Genomic DNA, 18376 nt, shown 5'->3' on the forward strand with positions numbered 1-18376 from the left:
GAATAAAAGTGTACTGAGTTTTTTTTCAAAAATCAAATACGAGTCCTATATCTATCTTTAGGCATAGAAAAATTTCATTCTGATTTCATTTTTTTACGAAAAGCTATGAATAGGGTGAACGGTAAGACATTTCAGACATTTATATACCTTCATTGATGACAAGTGATTGCTAAAAATATGTTAGCCAGGGGTAAAATTCTCTGGTTGAGGCTTTCTCGTCAGTTGGTTCAACCCAGGCGCTTGGCTTTCGTGGAAGCTTGCCTGATTGGTCTAGTTTCTGGATTAGCGGCAGTTCTGTTAGGACAGGCAGTGGATTGGGCAGGTGCATTGCGAGTGCGTGTTTCTTACCTTTTACCTGCCTACTTGGTGCTACCAGGTATTGGACTAGTAGGGGGACTTTTAGCTGGTTGGCTAGTAGAGCGCTTTGCACCGGAAGCATCAGGTAGTGGGATGTCTGAAGTCAAAGCAGTATTGGCTCGCGTGCCGATGCCGTTAAATCTGCGGATTGCTTTGGTGAAGTTGATCGGCGCGACATTAGTGTTGGGTTCGGGAATGCCTTTGGGACGGGAAGGACCAACTGTCCAAATTGGGGCAGCCTTGGCAAATCAACTGAGTAATTGGGCACCGACTTCACCAGAGCATCGTCGCCAACTGATCGCCGCTGGAGCCGGGGCTGGTTTAGCTGCGGCTTTTAATGCACCGATCGCAGGTGTGCTTTTTGTAGTCGAAGAATTACTCCAAGATGTGTCAGGTATCACTCTTGGTACTGCGATTTTGGCTTCTTTCATCGCTTCAGTCATTTCCCGGCTCTATGGTAGTCACAGCCTGGATCTGAATCATCTAAATTTAGGTCTTCCCGATACAACTTTCTTCGCTCAGGAAATCCCTTTCTACTTGATTTTGGGAGTGCTGGCGGGACTTCTAGGCATTCTATTTAATAAAGGTATTCTTGGAAGTCTAGCAATTAACCGCCGTTTGGTAAGGTTGAGTTTATCCTGGCGAATTGGAATTGCTGGGTTAGTCAGTGGTGTGGCGATCGCCTTTTTACCTGCTGCCTTTCGCGATCATGCTGGGCTGAGAGAAATTTTGCTTGTGGGTAGTGCTAATTGGTCATTTGCCGCGATCGCTCTTTTAGTTCAGTTTACCCTAATTATTTTTACCTACGGCTCTGGAGCGCCAGGGGGTTTACTAGTTCCCACCTTAGCCTTGGGAGCTGCCCTTGGTTACTTAGTGGGTGCTGTCGAACACAGTTTACTGGGAATGAGTGCTGCAACAGTCTATGCTCATGTCGGCATGGCTGCCTTTTTTAGCGCTGTCTCCAAAGTACCAATTACAGCAGTCGTCATTGTATTTGAGATGACAACTGATTTCAATCTGGTGCTACCGCTAATGATTGCGTCTGTGGTTGCCTATTTAGTCGCAGAAAAAATTGACCATCGATCGCTCTACGACCTTCTACTAGAGTGGAAAGGGATTCACATCACCAAGGAGCCGACCACAGAGGGGCTTCTGGCGCAACTGAGTGCTGTAGATGTGATGCAACGACGTGTGGAAACTCTCTCTAGTCAAATGAGTACTGATGAAGCAGTACAGGCATTTTCCCACTCTCACCATCGCAACTTTCCTGTTTTAGAAAATGGTAAAGTTGTTGGTATTGTCACTCAAAAAGATTTAGTTAATATTGCTTCAGAACAATTAGGCAAAGATACAACTATTAGCGAGATTATGACACCAGAGCCAGTGACAGTAACTCCCACAGCTACACTGGCTCATGTACTGCATATACTCAATCGTTATCATCTTAGCTGCTTGCCTGTTACAGAAGGCCGCAAGCTCATAGGAATTATTACTCGTAGTGATATTATCCGTGTAGAAGCAGAGCAACTAAGTGGTAATAGCGAACAAATAGAACGTAAATCAGCACCTTCTTATGTGGTCTACCAAACTCGCGCTCCGGCTACAGGCAAAGGACGGTTGCTAGTACCACTTTCACATCCACAGACAGCCGAGACTTTACTAGAAATGGCAGTTGCGATCGCCAAAGATCGCAATTACGAAATAGAATGCTTACAAGTCATTATCGTTTCGTCTAGCCGCATTCCATCGGAAACACCAGTACAAATCAGCAAAAGTCTTCAACTTTTGCAACGGGCAATACTTTTAGGAGAGAATTCGCGGATTCCTGTTCACACCCAGATCCGAGTTGCCCATAATGTTGCTGGGGCAATTTTGGAGACTGTCAAAGAACGACACATTGACTTGGTGCTGATGGGATGGAAAGGCACTACATCAACTCCTGGTAGAGTTTTTAGCCGAGTGGTGGATACCATAATTCGACAGGCAGGTTGTGATGTTATCTTGGCTAAATTAGATGATAAAAGATCCTTTGACCGTTGGTTGTTGCCAATGGCAGGCGGCCCTAACTCCAGCCAAGCAATTAAGTTATTACCTGCTCTTGCTTCTCTAAGTACATCGCCCCAAATCAAGCTATGTCAGGTTTTCCAGCCGACTAACTCCATTCCTGACACAACATTACTAGATAAATCTGTTCGCTTTCTGCAACGCCGAGTTAGTGGTAAAGTGATGGCTACTCCCGTTCGCGCCAATTCTGTTTCTGATGCTGTTCTTAATTGTGCAAAACTTGACAACAGTGATGTGATTGTCCTGGGAGCTAGCCGTGAAAGTCTACTGCAACAAGCGATTCAAGGAAATATTGCCGAGAATATTTCTCGCAAGAGTAATTGTACAGTGATTATGGTTAAAACTTGATGTCGAATTACCCCCCTTAATCCCCCCGTTTATTGGGCTACGGTGTACACAGAAGTCGAATTACCCCCCTTAATCCCCCCTTGGAAAGGAGGGAAAAAGAAATCTAGTTCCCTCCCCTTTCCAAGGGGAGGGTTAGGGTGGGGTAAAAGCTTGGTTAATCAGCTATTTCAGACTTGTGTATACACCGTAGCCTTGGTAAAGGGAGCGTTTGCTTTACTCAAAAATAACAAATGAGTTCGCCAAATCAACAAATGCGTACTCCGAAATAACAAATGAGTTCGCCAAATCAACAAATGCGTACTCCGAAATAACAAATGAGTTCGCCAAATCAACAAATGCGTACTCCGAAATAACAAATGAGTTCGCCAAATCAACAAATGCGTACTCCGAAATAACAAATGAGTTCGCCAAATCAACAAATGAGTACTCCGAAATAACAAATGCGATCGCTAAATCAACAAATGCGTAAGCGTAGCCAGCACTTCTCTACGAGACGCTGCGCGAACGACAAAGCTCAGTGACCACCGCAGGTATCGCCATGATTGCAACAATTTAGCTTTGTCACGCCAGCGTAACGCACCGCAAATCTTTAGTGTTCGTTATAATATTGACGATAAACTTTGCTAAAGAGGGCAAATGTATGACTAGCCGCGAGCAGCTTATCCAAGAAATTGCAGAGCTTCCAGATGAGTTAGTCAAAGTAATGTTAGATTTTTTGCATCGGGTTCAGACAACGCGTAGTCATCATCCTCTAGCAAAATTTGCGGGTATTTTGAGTGATGATGAGGCGGCTGATTTACAGAAAGCAATTCAAACTGATTGTCGTCAGGTTGATTTAAATGAGTGGTGAAATTGCGTTAGATACTTCTGTTGCAGTACGTTTTCTGAATGGCGATCCTGATGTTGTTTCAAGGGTGTTGGCGTTACCAGAAATATTTTTGTCGGTCGTAGTAGTAGGATAGTTACTGTTTGGGGCTGAGAACTCGACTCGACCGTTGAAAAATCTTCCTCGATATTTGGAGTTTATAGAAGTTTGTGCGGTTGTGCCTGTGGAAAAGCGAACGGCAGTTATCTATGCTCAGACTCGTTTGGGTTTGAAGCGCAAAGGGCGACCAATTCCTATTGAATGATGTTTGGATTGCAGCGCACTGTCTGGAACATGGTTGGGTGCTTGTTACCGATGATTCAGATTTTGATTATGTGGATGGATTGGTTATAGAGCATTGGTAATGATAGCTATTATGTTTTGAGATCGCTTTTCCCATCATCTCAAGACCCGATGTCTACGACGGCCACTGAGCGCAGCCGAAGTGCGGGCTACGCCTACGCCTAAATCCACAATATCCCAAACAGCGAACTGACAGATCGCCAAAAAATCATGGTCTAGCATTTTTCCCTAATCAGTTAAGATAATCTTCATCAACCTTCTTTCCTTTTACCCTTCTCCTTGGAATTATGACGCAGGAAGAGTTATTGCAACTGATAGATCGCGCCGTGGCTGAGGGTTGGCAAGAGTTAGACTTGTCGGGGCAGGAGTTGACTGAGTTACCTGTGGAAATTGGTAAGTTGAAGCAGCTTGAGTCTTTGATTTTGGGAAAGGAGGTTGAAGGTTATGAAAAAGTGGGAGACCACGATCTCCAAAAGGTTTCGGGCAACAATTTAAAAACGCTTCCACTCGAACTATTGAGTTTGCCTAATTTGCGTAAGTTAGATATTAGTGGCAATCCTTTAGAGAGCATTCCCGATGTGGTAACGCAAATACTACATTTAGAGGAACTTATCTTAATTCGAGTAGAGCTAACTGAAATACCTGATGCGATCGCTAATTTAACCAATCTAACTGCGCTTGTCCTCTATGACAACCAAATAACCCAGATTCCAGAGGCGCTCGCAAAATTAACCAATCTAACTGCGCTTGTCCTCTATGACAACCAAATAACCCAGATTCCAGAGGCGCTCGCAAAATTAACCAATCTGACGCAGCTTTACCTGAGTAGCAACCAAATAACCCAGATTCCAGAGGCGCTCGCAAAATTAACCAATCTGACGCAGCTTCACCTCAGTCGCAACCAAATAACCCAGATTCCAGAGGCGCTCGCAAAATTAATCAATCTGACGCAGCTTCACCTCAGTCGCAACCAAATAACCCAGATTCCAGAGGCGATCGCAAAATTAACCAGTCTGACGCAGCTTCACCTCCATAACAACCAAATAACCCAGATTATAGAGGCGCTCGCAAATTTAACCAATCTGACGCAGCTTGTCCTCAGTGACAACCAAATAACCCAGATTCCAGAGGCGATCGCGAATTTAACCAATCTGACGCAGCTTGACCTCGGTTCTAACCAAATAACTCAGATTCCAAAGGCGATCGCGAAATTAACCAGTCTGACGCAGCTTTACCTCTATAACAACCAAATAACTCAGATTCCAAAGGCGATCGCGAATTTAACCAATCTGACGCAGCTTGTCCTCAGTTTAAACCAAATAACCCAGATTCCAGAGGCGATCGCGAATTTAACCAATCTAACGGAGCTTTACCTGAGTTCAAACCAAATAACTCAGATTCCAGAGGCGATCGCGAATTTAACCAATCTGACGGAGCTTTACCTCCATAACAACCAAATAACTCAGATTCCAGAGGCGATTGCTAAATTAACCAATCTGACGCAGCTTGACCTCCGTAACAACCAAATAACCCAGATTCCAGAGGCAATCGCGAATTTAACCAATCTGACGCAGCTTGACCTCCGTAACAACCAAATAACCCAGATTCCAGAGGCGATCGCTAAATTAACCAATCTGACGCAGCTTGACCTCCGTAACAACCAAATAACCCAGATTCCAGAGGCGATCGAAAGTTTGCCGAAATTGGAAATACTAGATTTACGGGGAAATCCGCTTCCTATTTCACCAGAGATTTTAGGATCTTCTGATGATGTTGGTTCAGTTGAAGATATTTTCAATTACTTGCGATTACTCCGTAGCGGTGAAGTGCGTCCACTCAACGAAGCCAAACTGTTGCTCATCGGACAAGGCAGCGTCGGCAAAACATCCCTTATCGAGCGATTAATCCGCAATAAATATAACAAAAATCAATCCCAAACCGACGGACTCAATGTGGAAACTTGGAACGTGTCGGTCAATAGCAAAGACATCCGCCTCAATGTTTGGGACTTTGGCGGACAGGAAATTTATCATGCCACCCATCAGTTTTTTCTGACTAAGCGCAGCCTCTATCTCCTAGTTTGTAATTGTCGCACCAGCGAAGAAGAAAACCGCATCGAATATTGGCTGAAACTAATCGAAAGTTTCGGCGGACAGTCCCCCGTGATTATCGTTGGCAACAAAAAAGACGAACAACCGCTCGACATCAACCGCAAGGCATTACGCGAAAAATATCCTAACATCCAAGCGATTATCGAAACCTCCTGCCAAGACAATATTGGCATTGATGAACTTCGCACCGCCATTTTGAAGCAAGTCGGCAAACTCAAAGAAGTCTACGATCTTCTACCCCTGACATGGTTTGAGGTTAAACAACAACTCGAATCCATGACTGAAGACTTCATCAGCTACAACCGCTACCTCCGCATCTGCTACGAAAACAAAATTCCCGAAGAACAAAACCAAGAGCAACTCATCGATCTCCTCCATCGGCTTGGCTTAGTTCTCAACTTCCGCGATCATCCCATCCTCAAAGATACCAACGTCCTCAAACCCAACTGGGTTACAGAAGGCATTTACGCGCTCCTGAGCGATGAAAACCTTAAAACTAAAACCAAAGGCATTTTCACCCCTGCCGATTTTACCCGCATCCTCAATCCAGAGCGATACCCCACCAAGCGTCACGGCTATCTAATCGGGCTGATGAAAGAATTTGAGCTTTGCTTTGCACTAGAATGTTACCCACCACAATTTCTGATTGCGGGACTTCTGCCTAAAGACCAACCAGACGAAACAGAACTCCAAGATGAAACCCTGGAATTTCAATACCATTATAAAGTTCTCCCCGAAAGCATCATCTCCCGCTTCATCGTCATCACCCACGAAAAAATTCATAACCAAATCTATTGGCGCAGTGGCGTAATGCTGCAATATCAAGAAAACAACGAAATCTACAACATCGCTCGGATCAAAGCCGATCCCGAAGACAAAAAAATCTTCATCACCATTAGCGGACGCAAAGAAACCCGGCGCTTATTTCTCGGCATCCTCCGCGATGTCTTCAAAAAAATCCACAAAAGTCTCCCCAATCTCGAAATCACCGAATGGGTTCCCGTCCCCAATCACCCCAAACATCCGCCCCTCGATTACCAAGAACTTCTGGGGCTCGAAGCGATGGGCGTTCTTGAATATCCAATCGGTAAACTCAAAATAAACATCAATATCCGTCAACTACTAGATGGCTATGAATCACGAGAATCGCGTCAGAAAATACAAAAAGTAGATCCAGAAAGCGATCGCTTCACAATTGTCAACAAGATTTACAATAACAACCACCAAGGAGAATATAAACCCATGACAGAAAACACAAACAACCTTCAAGGCGCAAACATCGCCAACTTTGCCAACGAAGTCAAAGACAACGCCAGTCAGCAAGCCTCTAACTTCAACCAAACAAGCGGCGCAAACATCAGCGAAATTCTGCAACTGATCGGCAACCTGCGCCAAACTGCCGCCCAATTCCCACCAGAAACCCGCGACGACATGATAATTGATATTGATGATGTAGAAGTAGAAATTCAAAAGCCAGAAAAAGAACGCAATTTACCCAAACTTAGAAAGCGTTTAGTAGCTTTATTAACTGCTGCTACTGTAGTTGCTGCCCCGATCGCAAGTATGACAGATTTTACAAACAATGTTATGGAAATAGGGAACAAATTAAATATCGAACTAAAGCTTCCCTCTGGTAAATAGACTTTTCTAACTCCAGAAGCGATGCAACCTATTCTAGATGAACCTATCCCACTAATAAAATTTATGCTAAAAAGCTTAACCTTATTGAGAATAAAAAACGAAAAATCAAGCTTTTGAAGCACATTTTCCTAAAAGAAGTAGGCATTTTTAGAATAGTGGGATAAGTTCATTAATAATGATGGTATACAGCATTTTGCATCTAAATGAAGTACATTCTTTACCCCACCCTAACCCTCCCCTTTACAAGGGGAGGGAACCAGATTTTTCTTGTTTCCCCCCAATACATCGGGGGGATTAAGGGGGGTAATAATGTAATTAAAATTACAGCCAACTATTTTTCAAACAACCTCTTAGCAATGCGTTGACAATGAGGCTTATATTAGTTGAGGATGAAGTAGATTTAGGTGCAGCAATCAAACAAGTCCTGAGCCATGAGGCATATATAGTTGACTGGTTTCTAGATGGTAATCAGGCATGGCAATATCTAGAAACTGGCTGGACTGAGTATACACTAGCGATTTTTGATTGGATGCTGCCTGGAGTATCGGGGATAGAGTTGTGTAAATGGTTGCGCGATCGCCAATTAACTCTACCTGTATTAATGCTAACGGCTAAAGACCGGATGGAAGAAAAGATTATTGGTCTAGATAGCGGTGCGGATGATTATTTAGTTAAACCGTTTGATATGGCAGAACTGTTGGCAAGATTGCGAGCATTACAACGGCGAGCCTCTTACGTAGGAGCAACGCTGACACCTCAAGTCCAACCCCGACGCTTACAAGTAGGTTGTCTGACGCTCAATTACAGCACTCATCAAGTTATTCGTGAGTATGTTCACGGAGAAAAACAAGTGTTTTCGCTAACTACCAAGGAATTTCAATTATTGGAATATTTCATCAGGCATCCTAACCAAATTATCAGCCGCGACCAAATTATCAATCAACTTTGGGAAATTGGTGCAGAACCAGTTAGCAATGTAGTAGCAGCACAAATTCGCTTATTGAGACGCAAATTAGGAGAAGAAGACAGCGAATCTTTAATTGAAACTATTTATGGTGTGGGCTATCGCCTAAATATTCATGCTGCTGATATTTTGCTAACTTGACAGCAATACTTTCAGCAAGGGTTTAAAAATATGGAACGCAATCCCATTTTCCACCAAACTCGGTTGCGGCTTGCGGCTTGGTATACCCTTGTCATGGGCGGTATTTTAGGGCTATCTAGTTTGGGAGTTTATAGTGTGGTTGCCCATACCTACTATGAAACCATAGACCAGGGATTGCAATCAGTCGCCAACGCACTCCATAAAAGTATTGAACCGGCTTGGCAACAACCCGGACAATTACAACGCCTTGCTGAAGAATTTTCTTTAGAATTATGTGTGGCTCAGACTAATTGTTTGCCTAAAACAACATCCATTAAAAAATCGATCGCAGAAGCGGCGAATCCAGTTAATTACTATATCCGTTTATTGGATCGCTCAGGAAAACTTTTTGCCAGTGGAGGCATGGAGTTTGACAAGTTACCGATTGCCTCAACATTACATAATTGGCAGATATTAACAGATTACTCTGGCACTCGATACCGCGAAATCACTTTACCTTTGTATACTCAAAACCACGTTTCGGGTTATCTACAAGTAGCGCGTAGTATCACTGATTTAGACCAACATCTTACTTATTTAAGATTAGCTTTGGTGTTGGGATTGCCAATTTCCATGATTTTCGTTGGTTTGTCTAGTTGGTGGTTGGCAGGAAGGGCAATGCAACCTGTATATCTTTCCTACCAACAAATGCAACAATTTACTGCTGATGCTGCCCATGAGTTTCGCACACCTTTAGCAGCAATGTACTCTACTATTGAAGCTGCTATCAAGTTACAACAAGAACCAAAAGCCAATGGGGGAATTTTAGATATACTCAAACGCCAAAATCGGCGACTATCANTGATAGTCGCCGATTTTGGCGTTTGAGTATATCTAAAATTCCCCCATTGGCTTTTGGTTCTTGTTGTAACTTGATAGCAGCTTCAATAGTAGAGTACATTGCTGCTAAAGGTGTGCGAAACTCATGGTGCAAGACCAGATTTTGCTGAATGATTGGCATGTAATAGCGCGATCGCAAGACCTCCAACCTGGAACAGTTCTGCACAAGCGCTTATTAGGCTCAAATATAGTGCTTTGGCATAATGGCGACAAAGTTTTAGCTTGGCAAGACGTTTGCCCTCATCGTGGTGCCCGTCTTTCTCTAGGATATGTCAACAAAGAGACTCTTGTTTGTCCCTACCACGGTTTAGCCTTTAATAGCGAGGGAAAATGTGTACAAGTTCCGGCTAATCCCGAACAATCGCCCCCCACCGAAGCTTGTGTTAAAACTTACCAAGTTCAAGAGCGTTACGATCTGCTCTGGGTTTGTTTAGGGACACCAAAACAAGACATAGCTCCGTTTTCTGAGTGGTACGATCCGGTCTATCAAAAGATTTTCTGTGGCCCTTACTACTATCACTCTAGCCCTCTGCGGGTGCTGGAAAATTTCATCGATCCGGCACACTTCCCAATTATGCATTCGGGATTATTTGCCCACGCCAGTCGTCCTGAGTTGACGCACTATGAATTAGAGTCTCTTCCAGATAGGATTAGTTTCAAATGTGGTTTGTGGGAACTAGATTTTAATTCCGGTAATCCTCTTTCTGCACCAATGATTTTCAACACTTACGATTACCGCATTTTCCGTCCGCTAGTGGCATACTTTAAACTTGGGCCTGGAGATCGTCGTTTAAATATCTTCTATACAATTACACCAGTCGATGAAGATGAGTGCGTGGTGCAATATTGGTTAATGGTAAACAGTGTCCGCGAACTAAAAGTGGAAGTGTATCTAGATATTCAAAATAAAGTTGCTAGTCAAGATATTGCCATTGTCGAGTCCCAGCAACCCCGACGCTTACCTTTAGATTTGCAATCAGAAGTACATTTACCGAGCGATCGCTATTCTATAGCATACCGAAAGTGGCTCAAACTACAGGGTGTTACTTTCGGCACTATTTAGAACTTAGCGATGCTTGTCATTATGATTAAGAAAAAAGATTTAGATAAAATTAGTTTAGAAGCTAACTCCCTTAAAGATTTTAAAAAACGGTAGATTAGACCTCTTGCATAAGTCGAATCGACCTCCCTTAATCACCCCGGGAGCAACGCGAAAAAGTGAGATCCTCGTGAAAAGAGCTTTCTTAGGCAGGGGGAGCAGGGGGAGCAGGGGGAGTGAAGAGAAAACTTTAGTATTTTTTATGACCGTTATAGCTCTAAATACACTTATTTCTTTCTCTTCCCCTGCCTCCCCTGCATCCCCTGCTCCCCCTGCTCACAAAATCGCATTGCTCCCAATCACCCCTTATAAAGGGGGGAAACTTGAAATATTGCTCCCTCCCCAATACATACGGGGAGGGTTGGGGAGGGGTGATTCAACGATTTTTGCAAGAGGTCTATTGTTAACTGCTCTACCGTTTTTTATGTATCTTGAATTGGCTTTCATCTCAAGGTGAATTTTGGGTATTTATTGATCCACAGGTGTTAGTTTTAAAGGATACAATGGCTCAGATCCATTTAATTGCCAAATTCTAAATACCAAAACAGCAGCTACAGTTAACCACACACAAGAAAATGATAAAGTCATTCCTGCTATAGGATTAGTTTGCCAATAAATTGCCGTCACCACAACAGCAGATAACCAAGGGCCTAAAATCACTACAGGTACAGCAGCACCTAATCTCCGTTCGACAGTAAAAATCGTATTCCAAGTATCCCCTAAAGCCAAATGTACCACAAACAAAATTAAAGGCAATACTAAAAACTGGTGATTCATTTGCTGCCAAACCAATACAGAAGAAATTACCCGCAAAACAGCAATTATCATCCAAACTATGGGAAATACTAAAGGTGGAGGCGACCATCTTGGTCTGATTACCTGGTCATAGGTCTGACGAGAACGGGTATTATCTAAAAGAGAAAAAATTCGAGAACGGATACTTAATACAGCAAAAAATAATCCAGTCAATAAGGTGCTAAACCAACTGGAAAAAGAATAATTGTTATCAATCAACATTACTAATTTTTCCATTCCCAATAACACGAGGCTCATGACTAATATTTGTAAGATAGTCCCTAGTGTATAAACTAAAACTGCTTTGATATCTAGTTCTTGTGTAGTCGCTATTGATGTGTTTAGAGACTGTTGTTGATTCCCAGATTTTACCCCCATCACTGTATTAACAAACTGTTCAACTATTCCACTATTGTTGGATTTATTCATAATTAAGAGATGGCGCGTAGTTGGTAATTAGTAGTAATAAGTCATTATATGATATTCTAATAGTTAAAAATAATTTGGTTAGGCTCTTTTAACATCAGAGTTTATAAGTTCCGAATCTAATGTACAGTCTCTCATAACTGATATTGAGGAAAAAACGTGAAATTTCAGAAGTTATTGTATATTTTTACTCTCGTAAATATTGCTACGTTTGCTCTGAGTGTACCTGTATTTGCTCAAATCGCGCAGACTCCCTTTAATTCTGCACAGTCAAATTGTCGTGCAACTAAAGTAAATACTCCAATTTTCAAAGAACCTTCAACATCATCCCATACTATCAGAATATTGTCGGCAAAAACAAGGATTACTTTAGCATACATCCCAGTTAGTGGAGATAGATTTGTCAGAATTAAAGCTCCGACTTCAGGGTTTATTCAAACTGCTGTACTGAGATTTTGTCAGCCGAATAACAACGCTCAAAATGTATCGAGTAAACCTACTATTGGCAGTGTATGTCGGCAAATTGTACGACAGGAAACTATACGTCGCCAACCAAGTACAAAAGAACCTTTTATTACAACACTTTATCCAAACACAGTTGTGTTCGTGAACTTGGTTACAGGTAATATAGTTAAGTCATATAAATCTGAAAATTACATTTGGGTAGAAATCAACCTTTCCAGAAGTTTCCCTGGAGAATTATCTGGTAATGGTTGGATAGTCAATACTGACTTAGTAAATACTCCTGGATTAAGCAGTCTGGCTTATTGTAGTTAGTAGCTTATTTCGCTTAATATATCCACCCAGCATGAGTTTGTCCATCCACTAGGGTCGTGCCTCTATCACTTAGTTTGGTTCAATGTTTTTTCCACCTGACAAAGAGCGAAGCGATCGCTCTGGTATGGATGCGTTTGCAAATAATCTTGTACCCAGATACAACCATAGTGCAATATCTGGTTAATATCCAAAACCCAATCTAGTTGCCAGAGAATCACAACATCATCTAATCCGGCAGATGCTAGCAGTGTGCGTCTAGTTTTAGTAGCAGGATAAAAGGCAACATCCAACGCTCGTTCTTCATGTCCTTCCAGAGTAGTGAGTAGAGTACCATCCAGTTTCCAGAGTTTCTCCTGACTGTCTAATCGGTATATTTAAGCTTATCGACTAAGAATTTTGTTAGGATTCAAGCTTTCAAATTTGTTTTATATACCAATCAGACAGTCAGATATTCTAAATCCTTAATCTTAAGGTCTGTTGTCCGCTTCTACCCTAATCCTCTCACGAGGACAGCGCCAATTTGCACCACTCGAACCACCAAGACCAACGTTTGTGCAACCTTGGGCTTGCATTGCATCGTCTGAGACATTCTCAGGCTTGTAGAATCGCCAACGACCTTTATCATCTGGCCCTGACTCAGCACTGAGTATTGTAATATTTGTGTGCAGAAAAGCTTTAAGCTAATCAAATATCATAGTCAAGCTGTTAGCTGTTATTTTTCTCTAAATCTCAACATTGAACAAACCATTTTCAATTCAAAAGTTTTGCACGGAGAACTAATCTAAACTCCAGTAACAAAACCCTCCAAGATAACAAGTCTATGAAATTGAAAACCCTGAAATTTTTGATGCTCACAGCAATCTCTGCGAGTTCTCTATGATTATACTCTCGTTTAATCGCTTGCAGCGTCTAACAATTCGGTTTGTGCTAATCATTGTGGTGACGATCGCAATGGTGTTTGGCTGGGGTGCGATCGCCTACAGTCAACTGCCCTCGTCACCCACCGCCGCTTCTAACGATCCGCACAAACCGCCTAAAGGCGTCACCCGTCTCGGTGAATATGAAATTGCCGACGTGAATTCACCACTAGACAAAAACCTTTTATTTAAGGTTGTCTCTCCCACTGTTTTTAATCGCGACGAACCGCCAGAGGGAAGTCTTCCTGTGGAAGTACGTGCTGAAGAAATTACGCAACGGCTGATGCGAGCGCTCGATAGAGCCGACAAAGCCAAACAAACTCCTATAATTTCTGTTGCCACCCTGAATAACCGCCTAATCCTCCAGCTCAATGACAATCAAATGACCCGTTCTTTAAGGCTGGTGACAGTGACAGAGCCAGATGCTGACTATCATGGGAAAACACTGGAGGAATTGGCCCAGGAGTGGCAAAAAATATTACAAGCAGAAGTGGAACGCATCGAGCGACTCTTCTCACCTAAGGTATTGTCTCAACGGGTTGGGCAGGCACTACAAATCAGCATCGGCTTGGTGTTGGGCAGTGTTGTCTTATGGTTCCTGCGGCGAACTCTAATTCGCAAACAGACGGTATTGCAAGCTCGTTATCAAGAGCATATAGCTGAGGCAAAACAGGCTGCGGTCAAACGCTCTCAGGCAGAAATATCGGCCAATATTCAGGCAATCGACACCAGCGAACCAGAGGCACACACCATCGCCCACCAGCGATCGCAATTTCTAGAAATCATCCAGCGACAGTTTACTCTCAAGCGCCAACTGGGGATCTATTCTTTTCTCACCTTGCTACTGTTTTGGGCGTTTATTCTCGTATGGTACATCGGGATTGTGGTAATCATGTCTCGCGTCCCCTACCTGATGAGATGGTGGAGTGACGCTTTAGCCCGTCCCCTCGCGCTGCTGATTATTTGGTTTTTCATCAGTGTTGTGATTCGTATTGGCAAAAGCTTAATTGACTACATCACCGATGTCTGGACAACCCATCCCTCTCTCCCTTTGAGTGAAACTCAACGGATTGCCCTGCGATCTGCAACAGTTTCCGGGGCACTAAAAGGATTAATCACCTTTGTTTTCATTACCTTCGGTATCTTGCGGACTCTAGACATTTTTAATGTACCCACTAGTTCAATTTTGGCAGGGGGTGCTGTTATCGGTATTGCAATTTCCCTTGGTTCCCAAAGTTTGATGAAAGATTTGGTCAATGGGTGCTTAATTTTGATGGAGGATCAATTTGCTGTGGGAGATGTGATTGAGATTGGGAATAAAAGCGGACTGGTGGAAAATCTCAACCTACGCGTGACTCAACTACGCAATGGCGAAGGTAAGTTAATTACCATTCCTAATAGCAATATCACTGATGTCAACAACTTAACCCGCCTTTGGTCGCGGGTAGACTTTTCTATTGTGGTGGCCTATGAAAACGACCCGAAGTATGTTTTAGAGATTCTCAGGCAAGTATCCCAGCAATTGTATAGCGAACCAGAATGGCGCGATCGCCTGCTAGAATTGCCCGAAGTGCTGGGGATTGATGACCTCTCACACACAGGTATGTTAGTGCGCGTCTGGATTAAAACGGCACCAATGGAACAATGGTATGTGGGGCGAGAGTTCCGTCTACGGGTGCGGCTAGCCTTTGAAGCAAACAATATCCAGATCGGCAGACCGCAATGGATCAGTTACAACACTGATTTGGATGTATCTATAGCAAAGGATGCATTCATTAGACTTATCCAAAAATCTGAAATGTTTACTATACAATGCTTTTAGCGATTTTAATGGCTTGCGATCGCTTGCGCTTGGTGGACGCAAGAATAAGGCTTTAGGGGAATTAATCGAGCTAATTTATCAGTTAGCAAGGAAAAGATAGAAAGAGTGAAAATTTATTTTTTCCCGATAAACTCAATTATTAACAGATAAAAACCATGAGCAATTAAGTCGCAATCTGACAAGTCCACATACTGCCATTATTACCCGATTATAGCGATGACGAGATAAACGAAATTTCTCACTCGCTACTCGAAATATTTTCACTCGACATATCATGTGTTCAACACCAATTCTCCGTGAAGATAATTGTTTATTCTGTTCTTTTTGCAGTTGTGAAATCTCTGATTTTTTGGGTTTTTTATGTGGTGTAGTAATTGCATTATCTCCGATATAAGCTTTGTCACCAATAAACTTTTGTTCAACATTGAATTTATGCCGTGTTTCTCGAAATAAACCTATATCGCTTGTTTTACCTAATTTACCAACATATACATCAACAATATCTTCTCCCTTTGGCAGCACAATAAACTGATTTTTTAGAGTGTGCATTTTTTTCTTACCAGAATAATATTGTTTCTGGTTTTGGTAGTCCATAGGTCTTTCTATGGCTTGCTCTGCGCTATCTACAATTAATTCGTATTCACCAAGTATTTTACGTAAATTTTGATATTTTTTGCTATCTTTTTCTACTTCTTCTATTTGAGAGGCTGGTAAAACTTCTCTTAAAATTTCTACCCAATAATTAAATGTATCATTAGCTTTTGTTTTGGAGATGTCAAAGAGTAAACCTAATATTTCAAAAATTGGTTTTTGTCTAAGATAAATTAGGCATAAGCAGATCCCTTCTTTTGAAGATATCTCCGGTTTTCGTCCACCCCCAGGGGCAATAATACGAGTTTTATTCCTTTCGATTTCTGCACGTTTTTCTAAATGGCATTTTTCCGCTAAACTTACTAATGCTAAAAATTGCTCATAATCAATACCGATTAATCGCTTTGCTTCTTGCGGATGTGATTCAATTCTTGCCAGAGGACTTGTCATTATTCAATATACATATTTCTTAATTCTTGGTTGATTATCCCACAAAGCTTATATTAAGGATAGGTCTATTGACTCCAAACAGGAGGATCTACAGTAAAACTCTGGAAAATCAATTGTGAGGCAGAAATACATCGCGCATTTCGATGGATATCGATGTCATTCCCGAATTATATCATGTCCGCTTGATTACTTACTAAACCCCAAGAACCCCACCCCGCCAAAGCTGCGCTTTGTCTCCCCTCCCGAAGAGCGGTCAGGGGTGCAATGACTGTGGGAATCATAACTAATTATGCGGACATGATATTAATCTGTGCTGAAAAATTTTTCCGCAATCGTAACTATTTCCCCTAAGTAAGTCGGTGCAATAAAACCAAACTATGTAAACAAAAGTAAATAAAGCTCAAACTCTTTCTCCCCCTGCCCCCTGCTCCCTGCCCCCTGCCTTATTGCAACAATAATTATTTACGCCGACCTACTTAATTCTCCCGTATTTCTTTCTAAATTCAAATCAGAAAAGCAGAGAACACCGCCCCAAACAAGCGCGCAATCTCTGCTGTACAAATAAGTCAATAAAAATGGAGAACAAACCTATGCTACACCAAATTAAATAATTGCTGCAAAACGCACAATTACAACAGCAAATAAAAGCAGCAGCTAACCAAGCAGAAGCTATCAAATTGATAGCGATCGCGAGTGCAGAGAAAGGTTATAACTTCACAGGTGAAGCTTTTTAGATCCAACTTTTCCAATATTTGAATTTGGATAATTTCCATACTTGGTACTGCGGTTTAACACAGAAATAGATGCTGCACAACACAATACTGCTCGGTTAAAGGGAAAAGCTAAATAGAGCAAATCTGTTTAATACTTTACTCCCGTTCAAAGACAAAAATAATGGAAATTAGTTTATTTGTCTTAGGATCGGATGGCTCATATAAATTTAGCAATCGGTAATTCAAAGCATGGAATTCGTCGATCCATGATTCCAGGGTTCTGAAATACCAAGGAGTAGGGTAGAATGGTCGATCTGCATTTGGTTGCCATGAAGTTTCGCGCCACCCATTGGAGTATGTAGAGTCACCACAAGCAATTATCGGGTGAAGTGTTTGAATGATTATTTTGCCTTTGTCTTCTAACAGACTATGACCTGCCTTAGCGATCTCATCAAGAGCGCATTCGCCTAAAATTGAAAAGTTGCAAATCAAGCAAGAGAAATAGTTAATTGTGCTAAATCTTTGTGATGCAAGATCCGAGTACGAACAAACAACAAAACGAGAATCACCACTATCCTTTGCTGTCTCGATGAGATCGGCGCAAAAATCAACACCCCAGCCATCAATTCCTAAAGAAAAAAGCTGTCGAGACAACCATCCCTCACCGCATCCAATATCTAAGAATGTTTTTGGATTAAGTTGGGTTATTGCTTTAACTATAGCGGCATCTGTGGCGATCGCACGGCTTTCAATTTGTTGATTACGAATTGCTTGTGTCCATAATTTAGCATTCATCTGCCATGAGTCAAGGATTCGTTTTTCATTCTCGTCCATATAACGCCGCTCAAATAGCACGAACAATCTTCTCCTTTAAAACATAAGCGATAATGCAGCCAGATGCAGGATTTCCACTATTTCCAAGAATCGCACTTGTAACTCATGCCTATACAGGATTACAGCAATTATTTAGGTTCTATCGATTAGCGATAGTACACATGAACTCCATAGTCATTTACATTATTTAAGTATGTTCTGCCACACCAAAAAGTCAGTGCAAAAGTTTTTTGAGTCGCTGGGGAAACTGAAGGCTTTTTAGGATTTTTCGAGTTTAAT

At 42.1% G+C, this 18376-nt stretch carries 16 protein-coding genes; 11 read left to right on the forward strand and 5 right to left on the reverse strand.

Annotation, left to right across the window (positions count from 1 at the left end):
* Positions 1-177 precede the first annotated feature (177 nt).
* The 7 genes from CDG76_RS19280 to CDG76_RS39665 all read left to right on the forward strand — a co-directional run bounded on the left by CDG76_RS19280 (position 178) and on the right by CDG76_RS39665 (position 9661).
* Complete coding sequence (locus tag CDG76_RS19280; RefSeq protein WP_094350572.1) at positions 178-2769, forward strand: chloride channel protein; 2592 nt, start codon at positions 178-180, stop codon at positions 2767-2769.
* A gap of 640 nt (positions 2770-3409) precedes the next feature.
* A complete protein-coding gene (locus tag CDG76_RS19285; protein ID WP_073641323.1) occupies positions 3410-3619 on the forward strand; it encodes a hypothetical protein in 210 nt (69 codons plus the stop codon).
* 145 nt (positions 3620-3764) lie between these two features.
* The gene (locus CDG76_RS39140; RefSeq protein WP_262984343.1) at positions 3765-3899 is read left to right on the forward strand and encodes a hypothetical protein; all 135 of its coding nucleotides are present in this window, start codon (positions 3765-3767) and stop codon (positions 3897-3899) included.
* Positions 3892-3999, forward strand: coding sequence for a PIN domain-containing protein (locus CDG76_RS38460; RefSeq protein WP_223265290.1), 108 nt, complete (start codon positions 3892-3894; stop codon positions 3997-3999). Before CDG76_RS39140 ends, CDG76_RS38460 begins: the two co-directional genes overlap by 8 nt.
* Positions 4000-4224: 225 nt before the next feature.
* Positions 4225-7689, forward strand: coding sequence for a leucine-rich repeat domain-containing protein (locus CDG76_RS19295; RefSeq protein WP_094350573.1), 3465 nt, complete (start codon positions 4225-4227; stop codon positions 7687-7689).
* Positions 7690-8056: 367 nt separating this feature from the next.
* The gene (gene rppA / locus CDG76_RS19300; protein ID WP_094350574.1) at positions 8057-8794 is read left to right on the forward strand and encodes a two-component system response regulator RppA; all 738 of its coding nucleotides are present in this window, start codon (positions 8057-8059) and stop codon (positions 8792-8794) included.
* A gap of 687 nt (positions 8795-9481) precedes the next feature.
* The gene (locus CDG76_RS39665) at positions 9482-9661 is read left to right on the forward strand and encodes a histidine kinase dimerization/phospho-acceptor domain-containing protein (protein WP_442946381.1); all 180 of its coding nucleotides are present in this window, start codon (positions 9482-9484) and stop codon (positions 9659-9661) included.
* Here CDG76_RS39665 and CDG76_RS38465 read toward each other — a convergent pair.
* Positions 9609-9794 carry a histidine kinase dimerization/phospho-acceptor domain-containing protein gene (locus CDG76_RS38465; protein WP_223265292.1) on the reverse strand — a complete coding sequence of 62 codons (186 nt, stop codon included), beginning with the start codon at positions 9792-9794 and terminating at the stop codon, positions 9609-9611. The genes CDG76_RS39665 and CDG76_RS38465 overlap by 53 nt on opposite strands.
* Between CDG76_RS38465 and CDG76_RS19310 the strand changes: the two genes are divergently transcribed.
* On the forward strand, positions 9759-10736 hold the full coding sequence (locus CDG76_RS19310; protein ID WP_094350575.1) for an aromatic ring-hydroxylating dioxygenase subunit alpha: 978 nt from the start codon (positions 9759-9761) through the stop codon (positions 10734-10736). The genes CDG76_RS38465 and CDG76_RS19310 overlap by 36 nt on opposite strands.
* 504 nt (positions 10737-11240) lie before the next feature.
* Here CDG76_RS19310 and CDG76_RS19320 read toward each other — a convergent pair.
* Positions 11241-11996, reverse strand: a complete 756-nt coding sequence (locus tag CDG76_RS19320) for a TspO/MBR family protein (RefSeq protein WP_094350577.1) — start codon at positions 11994-11996, stop codon at positions 11241-11243.
* A 156-nt stretch (positions 11997-12152) separates the two neighbouring features.
* Between CDG76_RS19320 and CDG76_RS19325 the strand changes: the two genes are divergently transcribed.
* Positions 12153-12770, forward strand: a complete 618-nt coding sequence (locus tag CDG76_RS19325) for a hypothetical protein (RefSeq protein WP_094350578.1) — start codon at positions 12153-12155, stop codon at positions 12768-12770.
* 65 nt (positions 12771-12835) lie between these two features.
* Here the strand turns inward: CDG76_RS19325 and CDG76_RS37455 are convergent, their stop codons facing one another.
* Positions 12836-13060 carry a hypothetical protein gene (locus CDG76_RS37455; protein ID WP_190240906.1) on the reverse strand — a complete coding sequence of 75 codons (225 nt, stop codon included), beginning with the start codon at positions 13058-13060 and terminating at the stop codon, positions 12836-12838.
* Positions 13061-13646: 586 nt separating this feature from the next.
* Between CDG76_RS37455 and CDG76_RS19340 the strand changes: the two genes are divergently transcribed.
* The gene (locus CDG76_RS19340; protein ID WP_223265293.1) at positions 13647-15509 is read left to right on the forward strand and encodes a mechanosensitive ion channel family protein; all 1863 of its coding nucleotides are present in this window, start codon (positions 13647-13649) and stop codon (positions 15507-15509) included.
* Positions 15510-15641: 132 nt separating this feature from the next.
* Here CDG76_RS19340 and CDG76_RS19345 read toward each other — a convergent pair whose 3' ends face one another.
* A complete protein-coding gene (locus CDG76_RS19345) occupies positions 15642-16550 on the reverse strand; it encodes a transposase family protein (RefSeq protein ID WP_094348222.1) in 909 nt (302 codons plus the stop codon).
* Positions 16551-17161: 611 nt separating this feature from the next.
* Between CDG76_RS19345 and CDG76_RS39145 the strand changes: the two genes are divergently transcribed.
* Complete coding sequence (locus tag CDG76_RS39145; RefSeq protein WP_262984344.1) at positions 17162-17284, forward strand: hypothetical protein; 123 nt, start codon at positions 17162-17164, stop codon at positions 17282-17284.
* Between the two features lie 135 nt (positions 17285-17419).
* Here CDG76_RS39145 and CDG76_RS19355 read toward each other — a convergent pair whose 3' ends face one another.
* A complete protein-coding gene (locus CDG76_RS19355) occupies positions 17420-18118 on the reverse strand; it encodes a class I SAM-dependent methyltransferase (protein ID WP_223265294.1) in 699 nt (232 codons plus the stop codon).
* Positions 18119-18376 lie beyond the last annotated feature (258 nt).

It is taken from the genome of Nostoc sp. 'Peltigera membranacea cyanobiont' 210A (genome assembly GCF_002246015.1).
Classification (GTDB): Bacteria; Cyanobacteriota; Cyanobacteriia; order Cyanobacteriales; family Nostocaceae; genus Nostoc.

Excerpts from the sequence above, each read along its gene's own strand:
- CDG76_RS19310 (WP_094350575.1), top strand. The coding sequence starts at position 9,759 with ATGGTGCAAGACCAGATTTTGCTGAATGATTGGCATGTAATAGCGCGA.
- rppA (WP_094350574.1), top strand. The coding sequence starts at position 8,057 with ATGAGGCTTATATTAGTTGAGGATGAAGTAGATTTAGGTGCAGCAATC.
- CDG76_RS19320 (WP_094350577.1), bottom strand. The coding sequence starts at position 11,996 with ATGAATAAATCCAACAATAGTGGAATAGTTGAACAGTTTGTTAATACA.
- CDG76_RS19345 (WP_094348222.1), bottom strand. The coding sequence starts at position 16,550 with ATGACAAGTCCTCTGGCAAGAATTGAATCACATCCGCAAGAAGCAAAG.
- CDG76_RS19285 (WP_073641323.1), top strand. The coding sequence starts at position 3,410 with ATGACTAGCCGCGAGCAGCTTATCCAAGAAATTGCAGAGCTTCCAGAT.
- CDG76_RS19340 (WP_223265293.1), top strand. The coding sequence starts at position 13,647 with ATGATTATACTCTCGTTTAATCGCTTGCAGCGTCTAACAATTCGGTTT.
- CDG76_RS19295 (WP_094350573.1), top strand. The coding sequence starts at position 4,225 with ATGACGCAGGAAGAGTTATTGCAACTGATAGATCGCGCCGTGGCTGAG.
- CDG76_RS19280 (WP_094350572.1), top strand. The coding sequence starts at position 178 with ATGTTAGCCAGGGGTAAAATTCTCTGGTTGAGGCTTTCTCGTCAGTTG.